The following is a 12,812-nucleotide window of genomic DNA, read 5'->3' as shown; positions in this document are numbered from 1 at the left end:
CTTGCTGCGCTGCGAAGGCGAAGGGCCTCAACGGCCGTCTTTCGGCGCTCTGGGCCGATCGCTGAGGCTACCGGTGGCGATATCGGGCTCGCACGAGGCCTTGCCGCGCCCCTCCGCCTGGCAGCGGTAGACGTTGCCGGTGAGACGGTCGACCAGCCACATGTTCTCGTCGTTTGGCCCGTCAAGGCCGACATAGCGGGAGGTCAGGCCCGTGATCAGGGTCGACAGCAGGATCGCCACCGCGATCATCGCCGCACCGATATAGATGGGCATGGAGCTCAGGGACACAGTCCGATCCGGCGGGCTACTGCGAAAGGATTGATAATCACTCGGCCTCGGCACTGGATGGAACTCGGCCCCCTTCGTCTGCGGTTGATGGCGAAGAACTCTGCTAGGCGTGCATCTGGCCGATTTCTTGTTCGCGAGCGGGCCCTGCGGAGACGGCTTTGCGGCCATCGGTGTGCAAGGGTTTCCAAAGCGGAAGCGGCCCGCGGGATCGAGCTGCCTTCACGCATCGCCGGTCGCCGAACTACCGTCGGAACAGGCCGCCCATCATGTGGCCGAACAAGCCGCCCGGCCCGCCCATGCCACCGCCACCGCCGTGAGCACGGCGGCCGCCACCACCGGACGCGCGGCGACGGGCGGGTTCGTCCTCGGACTCGTCGGAGGCGGTAACGCGGGCAGAGACGATCTCGGACTGCATCGCCTTGTGCTGAAGCTTGTTGAGATAGCCGGTCGTGGGATAGCCGCGCGCCGCCTGCCAGCGCTTGATCACGGTGCGGGTCTCCTCGTCGAACTTGCCGGTCGCCCTGACGTCGAAGCCGAGGCCGGTGAGGCGGCGCTGCACGTCGCGGCGCTGGTTCTTGTCGAGACCGATCTGGTCTTCGGAGACCTGGTCGGCCGTATCCGTGAAGGTCGCGGGATCGACGCCGGCAGTGAGGTTGCGCGTCGTCGTCGAGGGGCCGTCCTGGAGCGCGGCAATGCGGGCGAGCGCCAGCGGCTTGAAGGTGCCGTTCGGATAGTTTGTGAGGTAGGCGTTGAGCTCCTCGACCTTGTTGGTGTCCTTGATCGAGCGCCAGAACTCGAGCTCGACCTCGCCGGCCTGCGCGACGACGGATGCCGACGCTGCGGCATCGGGCGCTGCCATGGCCGCCGGATTGAGATAGACCGTGCCGGTGAGATTGGTGTGGCCCCAAGGCAGCTGCGCCTTGTTGGTCTCGTCGTTGACCTGGGCCCGGACCCTGGTCATCGCTTGCTGGATCTCGATGCCGGGCTGGGCGATATTGGCGAGAAGCGCGCGGGTGAACGGGCTGTTGGTGCCGGCTTCGCCGTCGAGCGCGGTCTGGCCGGGGCCGGTTGCGAACGCGATCAGCGTGCCCTCGCCCGACTTCATCTCGGCAAGGCCGCTCGCGACATTGACCGACCGCGTCGCCCTGGCCGAGCGGATCTTTGCGGCGAAGGGATTGTCGCGGCAGGCATCGAGGAACACAAGCTTCACCTTGGCATCCGCCATGGTCTGCTCCAGCGTCAGATCGACGTTGATGGCAGCGCCCAGCTTGACGTCCATCTCGGATTTGAGGTCGGCGTCGACAGGCAGCAGGTAATTGGTGCCGTTCACAGCGATGCCGTGGCCGGCATAAAAGAAAAGCGCCACATCGGCGCCTTCGCTCTTCTTGCCGAACTCGAGCAGCTTCGCCGTCATGGCGTCGCGGCTGAGGTTACTACCCTCGACCACGTCGAAGCCGACATTGCGCAGCACCCGTGCCATCGACCTGGCGTCGATCGCGGGGTTTGGAAGCTGTGGGACATTCTTGTAGGCGGCGTTGCCGACCACGAAGGCAACGCGCTTGTCGGCGAACGCCGCGTTACCGCTGAAGACGAAGGCTGCGAAGGACACTGCCGCGATCAGGAAACGCATGGTCTTTCTCCAGAGATCAAGAACCACCGACGCCCCCAGTGTGATCTCTTCCACGGAAGAGAAATGTGATTTAGATCACGTTTGGGTCGTGAAGGATCGAACCGGCCTCAAAGAAGACGCGACGATAATTGCTGGCCTGCCGAGCCTGACCTTCCCTCCGGAAGCAAAGCAGCCCGGTCGCGCACTCCGAAACGGCGCAAAGTGCGCTAGGATGAGCCCGCAGGCTCCTGCAGCCACCGTGACCAGGATCACATCGGGGGCTTTGAACCTGCCCTATGCTCGCAGCATCAAATCGTCATCAGGCGTAACAGCGAGGATACACAATGACCCGTTTTGATAAGTTTTTTGCACTGAAGGCGATTACGCTCACGGCCGCGCTGTCAATGACGGCGGGCCTGGCACTGGCCGGCGACAACAACATCTCTTCCGACAAGATCCTGGATGCGTTGAAGCCGAAGCCGGTGACCCGCGGCCTCTCCGTCGGTCCGCAGGCCGATCCGGCGGTGCAGGCCAAGGAAGCGACGTTCCTGAACACCGTGCGCAACCGCTCGACCCGGTCGCTCTCGACCGGCGAACGCGAGCAGATCGCCGAGTTAGCTGCGACCAAGCCGAAGATCGATCTGGAGATCCAGTTCGACTACAACTCGGCCGACATCGCCAAGACGTCGGTGCCGTCGGTGCAGGCGCTTGGCAAGGCGCTCTCCGATCCGGCGCTGAAGGGCTCGACCTTCGTGGTCGCCGGACACACCGACGCGATCGGCGGCGAAGAGTACAACCAAGGGCTCTCCGAACGTCGGGCCGACACCATCAAGAAGTACCTGGTGCAGAACTACGGCCTCAACGGCACCGATCTCGTCACCGTCGGCTACGGCAAGACCAAGCTGAAGGATACCGCCAACGGCGCCGACCCGATCAATCGCCGCGTCCAGGTCGTCAACATGGACACCAAGACCGCGTCGAAATGATCTAGAGCATGATCCGGACCCGGAGGGCCGCGCTAGCGCAAAGTACGCAGCGGTTTTCCGAAAAGACCATGCTCAGACAATGAGCTAAAGCGCGATGACGATTCATTCCAATCTCATCGCGCTGTCGTGCCGACCCGCCGCCCGCGCGGCAGGCGGACCGCGGCTCAGACCGGCACCGCTGCGGCGAGTGCCTCCCGCACCAAGCGCGCAAGCTCCGCCTTGCGGTAAGGCTTTTCAAGGATCGGGGCGGCCTGCTGGACGTGACCGTTCGCCGCCAGTGTTTCGAGGGCGTAACCCGACGTCAGCAGCACGCGCATCTCGGGCCTTGCCTTGCGCGCGAGCCCTGCAAGCTCCCAGCCGTTCACGCCTCCGGGCATCACGACATCGGTGAACAGCAGGTCGATGTGCGGCGCTGCGGCGAGCGTCTGGAGCGCCTCCTTGCCGTCGACCGCGGAGATCACCCTGTAGCCCAGGCTCTCCAGGCTCATCACCGCATAGGAGCGGACGAACGGATCGTCCTCGACCACCAGCACGGTTTCGGAGCCGCTCTGCACCACGTCCTTCTCGACCGCCAGCGGCGCGCTCTGCGTCTTCGCCAGCACGGCCGGAAGATAGATCCGCACGGTCGTCCCCAGGCCCGGCTCGCTGTAGATCGTGACATGGCCGTTGGATTGCTTGACGAAGCCGTAGACCATGCTGAGCCCGAGCCCACTGGCCTTGCCGACCTCCTTGGTGGTGAAGAAGGGCTCGAACGCCCGCTCCAGCACCCGCCTCGGCATGCCGGAACCGGTGTCGGTCACGGCGATCACGATATACTCGCCCGGCCCGACGTCGGGATGCGTGTTGTGATCGCCCACATCGAGCGATGCGTTCGCCGTCGAGATGGTCAGGCGTCCGCCCGATACCATCGCGTCCTGAGCGTTGAGCGCGAGGTTGAGGATCGCCGATTCGAGCTGCACCGGATCGGCGAAGGCCTGCCGCAGCGCAAGAGAATTCTACCGGGGGCCTATGCACGCGAGCGGGCACTAGATCCAGCTCTGGAACAGCATCAGCCGGTTGAAGCCCTGCATCGACGTTCCGATGAAGGCTGCGGAGATCGGCAGCATGATCGCAAATCCGATCGCGGCGAGGCCGACATAGGCCCACAGCAGCCAGCGCGGCAGGCCGTTCCGGCGCAGCACATAGACCAGCGCAAGCGACACCGCGGTTGCGGCCGGCAGATAATAGTAGATGAAACCCAGCGTGCGCGGCAGCAGCGCCCAGGCGAGCCACGGGCCGAAATAGAACGCCGCGATCAGGAACGCGTCCCAGCGGCGCGCGACGATGACGTCGCGCAGCACGATCGCGAGCGCGGCCAGCGCCGGCCACAGCACCAGCGGGTTGCCGAGGAAGACGATCGCCGACACGCTGTCCTCCGCCGTCTTGTCGAACAGGAACCACACCGGGCGGGCGAGCAGCGGCCAGGATGGCCACGAGCTCATGTAGGTGTGGCCGGCGATCGCAGTGGTGGTGTTGTCGGCAAAGATCCGGCGCTGCGCCTCGATCAGATCGGGCAGCGACAATCCATAGAGCGGAATGAAAGCGGCAAGATATGTCATCGCCGGCAGCACCGCGAAGCAGAGCGCGACATGCGGCGCCCTGAAGTCGGGCCAGAGGTCGGGCCGATACCAATCGTCCGGCCTTGCGTCGGCGAACAGCGTGCGCCAGCCCTGCATCAGGCGGATCACCGCGACGATGACGATGCAGATGCCGAGCGGAAACAGGCCGCTCCATTTGCAGGCCGCAGCACAGCCGAACAGGCTGCCCGCGAGCGCGAACAGCGCATGCGGCCGTTCCCTGCGAAAGCCATGCATGAAGGCGGCGGTCGCGAGCAGTCCGAAGCCGAGCGCGAAGATGTCGAGCATCGCGATGCGCGCCTGCACGTAGAGCATCTGGTTGAAGGCCGCGATCAGCGCCGCGGCGATCGCGGGCCCTTGCGCGGCAAACAGCGCGAGGCCGCACAGATAGATCGCGACGATCGCAAGCGCGCCGAACAAGGTCGCCGGATAGCGCCAGCCGAGCGCGTTATCGCCGAACGCCGCAATCGACGCGGCGATCAGCTCCTTGGCCAGCGGCGGATGCATCGGATTGAGCATCGGCTGCGACATCACCGGCGCAAGCATCTGCCGCGCCGCCGGGACGTAATGCACCTCGTCGAAAACGAACTTCTCCGGCGCGGTGAGACCGATCAGCAGCGCCAGATGCGCCATCAGGAAAATTGCGACAGCAATCACTGCGCTCCGCGACATCTTCGGAACCGCAGGCAATTCAAGCGGCTTTTGTGGGGATGTTTTGCGTGGCAAATCTGCTTCACCGCGGAGAAAACTATGGATGACGCTTTTCATTGAACGCATTCTGCCGCAACTGTCACTAAGCATAGCGCATGTCCCGCGCCGCTTGTGATAATTTCGCCACATCGCAAGCGCGCGCGATCCGGTACGATCAGGGACACATCGATCGGTTGCGAAATGAATTTGCGTTTCTGGCTTTTCCTCTCTCTGTTGTCGGCCGTAGTGTGCGCGGCGCCTTGCGCGCAGGCGCAGACGCGCGTCGGCGAAGCCGTCGTGATCCAGAACGAGGTGGTGCGCGTCGCCGCGACCACGACGCCGATCAGCGTCGGAGACAGCATGCTGCGCGACGAGACCGTGCGCACCGGCGCCGACAGCGCGGCGCGCTTCGTCATGGCCGACAGCACCAATCTGTCGCTCGGTCCCAGCGCCACGCTGAAGCTCGACCGCACCGTCTTCAACGACGAGCACAGCTATCGCGACGTCGCGATCCGCATGACGACAGGCGCATTCCGCTTCGTCACCGGACATTCCGAGAAGACCGCCTACAAGATCACGACGCCGCTCGCGACCATCGGCGTGCGCGGCACCACGCTCGACATCCTGTCCCAGCGCGGCCGGTCCGTCGTCGTGCTTCAGGACGGCGCGGCCAGCGTCTGCACGACGAGCTTCCAGTGCGTGCAGCTCACCCAGCCCGGCGATACCGCGGTCATCACCTCGACGGGCGGCAAGGTCAGCATCACCAAGACCAACACGCCGCCCTGGACCTTTGCCGCGACCTGCACCGCGAATGCCGGGCTATGCTCGGTCAACCAATATGCCAACGCCTCGCCGACCATCACGCCCGCCGTCCATGACGACGGCATGCTGTGCGGACGGTGACGATGGCGGAACTCCACCTGAGGCGCTTCATTCTCGCCGGCGTGCTGACCGCAGTGGCTGCGTTTGCGCTCGTCGCGTTCGATGCCCGTCCAGCGGCTGCGCAGGCGGCCTGCGAGTCCGAGTGCGGCGAACCGACGCCCACCCCGTCACCGACATATTCGCCCTCGCCGGCGCCGTCCCCGAGCCCGTATCCGTCACCGAGCCCGTATCCGTCGCCGAGTCCGTATCCCGCGCCGAGCCCGACGCCGACCGGCGCTGACTCCAGCGGCAACTCGATCGGTGGTCTCGCCAACCAGCGCTTCAACCAGATGATCACCAACCGGGTGCTCGGCACGGTGCTGCTCGGCGTCAACGAGCAGGTCAATTGCAGCGACTGCATCAGCACGTTCGGCTCGGCCGGCTCGTTCTCGGCCGGCATCCACGGCCGCAAGGAGCTGGCCAACAATCTGTCGCTGCTCGCCGGCATCGCCTACACGCAATACAGCGAGGGTGGCTACAACATCACCAGCGCACCGATCGGCGCCTTCGCGCTGCGCTATGATTTCACCGATTGGGGCTCGTCGCGCCCGTTCTTCGACATCGGCACGATCCTGACGCCGTGGGAGAAGGCGCGCTACACCCGCAGCTACAACACCAGCCTCGGCCCGGTGAGTGTCACGAGCTCCACCAACGCCTCCAACTACGCCGTCTACGGCCGCGCCGGCTGGATGAGCCGCATCTCGCCGCGCGACGAGGTCGCCGCCTCAATCGAGGTCTGGCAGCTCTGGCAGCGCGTGTCCGGCTATTCGGACAGCGCCGTGGCGTTCAATCCGTTCGACGCCACGATCGCGACCGGCACCGACCGCACCAGCCTGGTCAAGATCGGCGGCCAGTGGACGCATCTCTTCGGCAGCAACATCGAGGCCAACATCAACGGCGGCTGGGTGCAGTCGTTCGCCAGCCATAGCGGCATCGTCGCCACCGTGACCGGCGACGGCATGGTGGTGCCGACCATGGGCAACCAGGGCTGGTTCGAATATGGCGGCCGCCTCGGCTTCCGCGTGCAGAAGGGCTGGATCGTGGACCTCTTCGCCAATGGCACGCTGGGTCCGCAGCCGGTGGGGAACACCATCCACGGCGGCGTGGGGCTAAGGATTAACTATTAGCGGCGGCTTGGTACGCGCAGCCCCGGTCTCGTAGGGTGGGCAAAGCGCAAGCGTGCCCACCACTCCTCTCTCAACTGGGGACAGATGGTGGGCACGGCGCAATAGCGCCTTTGCCCACCCTACGGCACCTGTGCCGCCGTCACGCCGCCGACTTGCCCTCGAACGCCTGACGCAACACGGCGACGTCGAGCTTCACCATCTTCATCATGGCCTGCATCGCGCGCGCGGCCGCGGCCTTGTCGGGGCTCGTAAGGAATTCGAACATCACCTTCGGCACGACCTGCCAGGCCACGCCCCAGCGATCCCTGAGCCAGCCGCACTGCTCTTCCTTGCCGCCATGGGCGATGAAGGCGTTCCAGACGCTGTCGACCTGGGCCTGGTCGTCGCAATGGATCATCAGCGAGATCGCGTGGGTGTACTCCATCTTCATGCCGCCGTTGAGCGCGACCAGGGGCTGCCCGGCCACCGTGAACTCGACGACGAGCACGGAGCCTGTCTTGCCGGATGGGCCGTCCGAAACGTTGCGCTGGACGTGCGTGATCTCCGAATTCGGAACGAGCGAGACGTAGAACTTCGCGGCTTCCTCGGCATCGCCGTTGAACCACATGCAGGGCACGAGCTTGGACATGGAGAACGCTCCTCTTCAGGTTTTCAATGCTCTCGGATTTTCGATCAGGCGTTCGCCATCTCGGACTGCGCGGCGAATGCCGCGAGGTCCATCCAATTCACACCCCACATATGGCCATCCGGATCCTCGAAGCTGCGGCCGTACATGAAGCTGTACTCATCCTTCGGGCTGGGATCGGCCACCCCGCCCGCGACCTCGGCCTTGCCGACGATGGCGTCGACTTCGTCGCGGCTGTCGGCCGACAGGCAGAGCAGCACCTGGTTCGAGGTCTTCGCATCCGCGATCGGCTTGGGTGTGAACTGGCGGAATTTGTCGTGGGTCAGGAGCATGGCGAAAATGGTCTCGGAGAAGACCATGCAGCTCGCCGTATCGTCGCAGAACTGCGGGTTCCTGACCGCGCCGACCGCCTCATAAAAGGCCGTGGCGCGCTTGAGGTCGGTCACCGGCAGGTTGACGAAGATCATCTTGGGCATCGGAAGCTCCTTGGGCGGGGTTCTGCCCAAGGACGGACGGGCAGACGGCCATCCGACACGGCTTCCGGATATTTTTTTCAGGCCTGCCTGCCGTGGTCCTGTCGCGCAGAACCGGCAGGCCCGGGCCGGCCTTACTTCTTCTCGTTCGGGTCCCGGTGCACCGGATCGATCCACAGCACGGTCTCCGGCTTCTCGACCGGCTCGATGTCGAGATTGATCGCCACCGCCTCGCCGTCGCTGCGCACCAGCACGCATTCCAGCACCTCGTCGGGGCTGGCGTTGATCTCCTGGTGCGGCACGTAGGGCGGAACGAAGATGAAATCGCCGGGGCCGGCCTCCGCGGTGAATTGCAGGCTCTCGCCCCAGCGCATCCGCGCCTTGCCCTTCACCACATAGATGACGCTTTCGAGATGGCCGTGGTGATGTGCACCGGTCTTGGCGTCGGGCTTGATGCTGACCGTGCCCGCCCACAATTTCTGCGCGCCGACGCGTGCAAAATTGATGGCGGCCGCGCGGTCCATGCCGGCCGTCGACGGCACGTTGGTATCGAGCTGGTTGCCGGGAATGACGCGCACGCCGTCATGTTTCCAGCGATCGTCATGATCGTGTGCATGGTGGGAATGCGTGTTGTCATGGCCCGTCATGATCTTGCTTTCTGTTGGTTCCGTGCGCGGCAAACTAACCAAAGCCGCGGCATCAAGCCATACCAAAAAAGGAACGCTCGTAGTCGTCCCGTGTTGTCCCCGCGATAGAACTGGAAGGAGAGTTTCATGGGTAGCACGACCGACAAGATCAAAGGCAACGCCAACGAGGCGATCGGCAAGGCCAAGCAGGGCATCGGCGAGGCAACCGGTTCCGACCGCCTGAAGGGCGAAGGCGTGGTCCAGGAGGTGAAGGGCAAGGGCCAGCAGGCCATGGGCGATGCCAAGGACGCCGCGAAGGAAGCGATCGATCGCGCCGCGGCTGCAGCGAGGCGCGCGGCAGAGTGACGCGCGCAGAGCTGCAAACGAAAAGACCGGCCGCAAGGCCGGTCTTTTTGTTTTGTCCATTTGACCGTCATTCCGGGATGGTCCGAAGGACCAGACCCGGAATCTCGAGATTCCGGGTTCGATGCTTACGCATCGCCCCGGAATGACGGCTGCGCCGTCACTTCACCGCGAGCAATTCCACGTCGAACATCAGCGTCGCGTTCGGCGGGATCACGCCGCCGGCGCCGCGCGCGCCATAGCCGAGCTGCGGCGGGATGATCAGCGTGCGCTTGCCACCGACCTTCATCGAGGCGACGCCCTCGTCCCAGCCGGCGATCACGCGGCCCTTGCCGATCGGAAACTCGAACGGCTCCTTGCGATCGACCGAGGAGTCGAATTTCTTGCCCTTCTGGCCGTTTTCATAAAGCCAGCCGGTATAGTGCATCACGCAGATCTGGCCGGGCTGCGGCGAGGCGCCGGTGCCGACGGCGGTGTCGATGATTTGCAAGCCTGAAGCTGTGGTCATGGTCTTTCCTGCGGTCTGGGCCGAGGCCGTGGTGGAAACGAAATCGGACACGCCGGCGATCACGGTGATCGCGAGTGCCGACATGATGGCGAGGAGCACGCGCTGGAAACGCTGCATAAAACACCTTCCGTTTGAGGCGGGAGGTGTCTAGCGCAACGAGGGTGCAGTTTCCAGCCGTAACGTTGCAGCTCTGGCCCTCGATCAATACCCGAGCGCGCAGCCGTCCTTGCGCGGATCGGAACCGCCGGTGAGCGTGCCCTTGTCCCAGTCGATCCAGATCGCCTGGGCGCCGCCAAGCGGGCCGACCACGCTGGTGGTCTTGTGGCCGAGCTTCTTCAGGCCCTCGACGATGTCGGCCGGCACGCTGTCCTCGAGCTGGTACTGGCCCTCGTAGTGCAGGCCGCGCGGCATGTCGATCGCCTCCTGCACGTCGCAGCCATAGTCGAGGATGTTGGTCAACAGATGGGTCTGGCCGGTCGGCTGGTACTGGCCGCCCATCACCGCAAACGGCATCGTGGAACGGCCGCCCTTGGTGAGCAGGCCCGGCATGATCGTGTGGAGCGGGCGCTTGCCGCCCTCGATGCAGTTCGGATGGCCCGGCTGGATGCGGAAGCCACCGGCGCGGTTCTGGAGCAGCACGCCGGTCTTGTTCGAGACGATCGCCGAGCCGAAGGAATGCGCGACCGAATTGATGAACGAGCAGACGTTGCGGTCCTTGTCCACGACCGTGATGTAGATGGTCGAGGGGTTCATCGGCGGCGCGACGTTCGGCAGGTCGAGCATGCCGTCCATGCGGATCTTGCTGATGTACTCGTCGGCAAAGCCCTTTTCGAGCATCTCTGCGACGTTGATCTTCATGTGGTCGGGCGAGGCGACATGCATCTCGCGGTTCATGTAGGCGATGCGCGCGGCTTCAGCCTCGAGATGGAAGCGCTCGACGCTGACGGGCGCATACTTGGTCAGGTCGAAGCGCGACAGGATGTTGAGCATCAGAAGCGCGGTGACGCCCGGGCCGTTCGGCGGGCACTGCCAGACGTCGTAGCCCTTGTACATGGTGCCGATCGGCGTCGTCACTTCGGTGGTATGCGCGGCGAAATCGTCGAGCGTGTGCAGGCCGCCGATGCCGCGCAGGGTCTCGACCATGTCTTCCGCGATCGCGCCCTTGTAGAAGGCGTCGCGGCCGTCCTTGGCGATCGCGCGCAGCGTCTTGCCGAGCTCGGCCTGGCGGATGATGTCGCCGGCCACCGGCGGCTTGCCGCCCGGCAACAGGTAACGCACGGTGTTGGTGCCGCCCTTCAGCTTCTCGAACTGGTTCTTCCAGTCGAACGCGATGCGGGGGGCGACGACGTAGCCTTCCTCGGCCGCCTTGATCGCGGGCTGGAGCAGGCGGTCGAAGCCGAACTTGCCGTGATCGCGCAGCACGGTCGCGAAGGCGTCGATCACGCCGGGGATCGAGACCGCGTGCGCCGAGGTCAGCGGCACGGACGTGATCTTGCGCTCGAGATACCAGTCGGCATTCGCCGCCTTCGGTGCCCGGCCGGAGCCGTTATAGGCGATGATCTTGCCTTCACCGCGCGGCTGGATCAGCGCGAAGCAGTCGCCGCCGATGCCGGTCGATTGCGGCTCGATCACGCCGAGCACGGCCGAGCCGGCCACAGCCGCGTCCACTGCCGTGCCGCCCTCGCGCAGCACCTCGATCGCGGCCAGCGAGGCCTGCGGATGCGAGGTCGCCACCATCGCGTTGGTGGCGTGAACCGTGGACCTGCCGGGGAAATGGAAGTTTCTCATGCGAATTCTTGCTCTCTTGGGCCGTGCACGCGCACGGCGCGCCCTCTCGGAAAAACCGGGCTTACATGACACATTCCCGCCCGCCGGGGCAATGCTGGCATGCCAGGGAAATGGCTGCCATCCGCTGGGCGTATAGACCTTTTGCAAGCTCCGGCCATGCGGGTTTTCTGGGCGCCGGCCGCCTGCTAAACGAGCCCCATGTCTGACAAGAATTCGGTCACCAAGGTCGCCGCCTTCTACCAGTTCGCCGCCCTGCCCGATTACCGCGAGCTGCGCGAGCCGCTGCGCGCGTTCTGCGCTGGCCTGGCGCTGAAGGGCAGCGTGCTGCTGGCGCAGGAGGGCATCAACGGCACGATCGCCGGCGCACCTGACGCCATCGACACCTTCGCTCATGAACTCGCCCATGGCGTCATGTTCGGCGGCCGGCTGGACAATCTCGAGCTGAAATTCTCGACCGCCGAGGCGATGCCGTTCGGCCGGCTCAAGGTGCGGCTGAAGAAGGAGATCGTCACGCTCGGGGACGCGGCTGCCGATCCGACCCGGCAGGTCGGCACCTATGTCGATGCCGCCGCCTGGAACGCGCTGATCGCGGCGCCGGACACGCTGGTGCTGGACACCCGCAACGCCTTCGAGGTGGCGATGGGCACGTTCGAGGGCGCGGTCGATCCCGGTATCAAGAGCTTTGGCCAGTTCAAGGACTTTGCCGCGGAACGGCTCGATCCGGCAAAACACCGCAGGATCGCGATGTTCTGCACCGGAGGCATCCGCTGCGAGAAGGCGAGCGCGCACCTGCTCGCGCGCGGCTTTGCCGAGGTCTATCACCTCAAGGGCGGCATCCTGAAATATCTGGAAGAAGTGCCGGAAGCGCAGAGCCGCTGGCGCGGCGAATGCTTCGTGTTCGACGAGCGCGTCGCGCTCGGCCACGGACTGCGGGAACGGGACAAGGACGCAACACGTGACCAATGAGATCAAGACGCTGAGCGAGCGCATCGACACGCTGGAGACACGCCTCGCCTACCAGGACGACACGATCGAGACGCTGAACCAGACCATCACCGCGCAGTGGAAGCAGATCGACGCGCTGACGCGGCAGATCGCGCAGCTCAGTGAGCGGCTGCAGGAGGCCGAGACGAATGCGCCGGGCCCCGCCAACGAGCGCCCGCCGCATTATTGAGCGATATTGCTGCCGGAC

General features: G+C 65.0%; 15 protein-coding genes. 6 read left to right on the top strand and 9 right to left on the bottom strand.

Features of this window, described 5'->3' with window-relative positions:
• Positions 1-27 precede the first annotated feature (27 nt).
• Complete coding sequence (locus tag AAFG50_RS10750; protein ID WP_028175072.1) at positions 28-273, bottom strand: hypothetical protein; 246 nt, start codon at positions 271-273, stop codon at positions 28-30.
• 256 nt (positions 274-529) lie between these two features.
• The gene (locus tag AAFG50_RS10745) at positions 530-1,918 is read right to left on the bottom strand and encodes a caspase family protein (protein WP_028175073.1); all 1,389 of its coding nucleotides are present in this window, start codon (positions 1,916-1,918) and stop codon (positions 530-532) included.
• Between the two features lie 323 nt (positions 1,919-2,241).
• Here AAFG50_RS10745 and AAFG50_RS10740 point away from each other — a divergent pair, with 323 nt between their 5' ends.
• On the top strand, positions 2,242-2,883 hold the full coding sequence (locus AAFG50_RS10740; protein ID WP_028175074.1) for an OmpA family protein: 642 nt from the start codon (positions 2,242-2,244) through the stop codon (positions 2,881-2,883).
• A gap of 164 nt (positions 2,884-3,047) precedes the next feature.
• Here AAFG50_RS10740 and AAFG50_RS10735 read toward each other — a convergent pair whose 3' ends face one another.
• On the bottom strand, positions 3,048-3,842 hold the full coding sequence (locus AAFG50_RS10735) for an ATP-binding protein (protein WP_080668229.1): 795 nt from the start codon (positions 3,840-3,842) through the stop codon (positions 3,048-3,050).
• 66 nt (positions 3,843-3,908) lie between these two features.
• Complete coding sequence (locus AAFG50_RS10730; protein WP_039183954.1) at positions 3,909-5,339, bottom strand: phospholipid carrier-dependent glycosyltransferase; 1,431 nt, start codon at positions 5,337-5,339, stop codon at positions 3,909-3,911.
• A 51-nt stretch (positions 5,340-5,390) separates the two neighbouring features.
• On the opposite strand from AAFG50_RS10730, the gene AAFG50_RS10725 reads away from it, so the two are divergent.
• Positions 5,391-6,092 (top strand): FecR family protein, encoded by a 702-nt coding sequence (locus tag AAFG50_RS10725; RefSeq protein ID WP_028175076.1) that lies wholly within the window; start codon positions 5,391-5,393, stop codon positions 6,090-6,092.
• 2 nt (positions 6,093-6,094) lie between these two features.
• Entirely contained in the window at positions 6,095-7,237 is a 1,143-nt protein-coding gene (locus tag AAFG50_RS10720) for a hypothetical protein (RefSeq protein WP_039183952.1), read from the top strand.
• Between the two features lie 139 nt (positions 7,238-7,376).
• Here AAFG50_RS10720 and AAFG50_RS10715 read toward each other — a convergent pair whose 3' ends face one another.
• The 3 genes from AAFG50_RS10715 to AAFG50_RS10705 all read right to left on the bottom strand — a co-directional run bounded on the left by AAFG50_RS10715 (position 7,377) and on the right by AAFG50_RS10705 (position 8,982).
• On the bottom strand, positions 7,377-7,865 hold the full coding sequence (locus tag AAFG50_RS10715) for a VOC family protein (protein WP_011085196.1): 489 nt from the start codon (positions 7,863-7,865) through the stop codon (positions 7,377-7,379).
• 44 nt (positions 7,866-7,909) lie between these two features.
• Positions 7,910-8,338 carry a VOC family protein gene (locus AAFG50_RS10710; protein WP_028175078.1) on the bottom strand — a complete coding sequence of 143 codons (429 nt, stop codon included), beginning with the start codon at positions 8,336-8,338 and terminating at the stop codon, positions 7,910-7,912.
• Between the two features lie 131 nt (positions 8,339-8,469).
• The gene (locus tag AAFG50_RS10705; RefSeq protein ID WP_028175079.1) at positions 8,470-8,982 is read right to left on the bottom strand and encodes a cupin domain-containing protein; all 513 of its coding nucleotides are present in this window, start codon (positions 8,980-8,982) and stop codon (positions 8,470-8,472) included.
• 126 nt (positions 8,983-9,108) lie between these two features.
• Here AAFG50_RS10705 and AAFG50_RS10700 point away from each other — a divergent pair, with 126 nt between their 5' ends.
• Positions 9,109-9,327, top strand: coding sequence for a CsbD family protein (locus AAFG50_RS10700; protein ID WP_011085193.1), 219 nt, complete (start codon positions 9,109-9,111; stop codon positions 9,325-9,327).
• 157 nt (positions 9,328-9,484) lie between these two features.
• On the opposite strand, the gene AAFG50_RS10695 is transcribed toward AAFG50_RS10700, so the two are convergent.
• Positions 9,485-9,949, bottom strand: coding sequence for an FKBP-type peptidyl-prolyl cis-trans isomerase (locus AAFG50_RS10695; RefSeq protein ID WP_011085192.1), 465 nt, complete (start codon positions 9,947-9,949; stop codon positions 9,485-9,487).
• An 84-nt stretch (positions 9,950-10,033) separates the two neighbouring features.
• The gene (gene ggt, locus AAFG50_RS10690; protein WP_028175080.1) at positions 10,034-11,620 is read right to left on the bottom strand and encodes a gamma-glutamyltransferase; all 1,587 of its coding nucleotides are present in this window, start codon (positions 11,618-11,620) and stop codon (positions 10,034-10,036) included.
• Between the two features lie 198 nt (positions 11,621-11,818).
• On the opposite strand from ggt, the gene AAFG50_RS10685 reads away from it, so the two are divergent.
• Complete coding sequence (locus tag AAFG50_RS10685; protein WP_028175081.1) at positions 11,819-12,586, top strand: rhodanese-related sulfurtransferase; 768 nt, start codon at positions 11,819-11,821, stop codon at positions 12,584-12,586.
• Entirely contained in the window at positions 12,576-12,794 is a 219-nt protein-coding gene (locus tag AAFG50_RS10680; RefSeq protein WP_011085189.1) for a SlyX family protein, read from the top strand. Before AAFG50_RS10685 ends, AAFG50_RS10680 begins: the two co-directional genes overlap by 11 nt.
• Positions 12,795-12,812: the final 18 nt, after the last annotated feature.

Origin of the sequence: Bradyrhizobium sp. B039, from assembly GCF_038965675.1 — a bacterium.
GTDB classification, from domain to species: domain Bacteria; phylum Pseudomonadota; class Alphaproteobacteria; order Rhizobiales; family Xanthobacteraceae; genus Bradyrhizobium; species Bradyrhizobium diazoefficiens.
The sequence above is the reverse complement of the archived record's forward strand: the minus strand, read 5'-3'. Positions and strand labels throughout refer to the sequence as shown.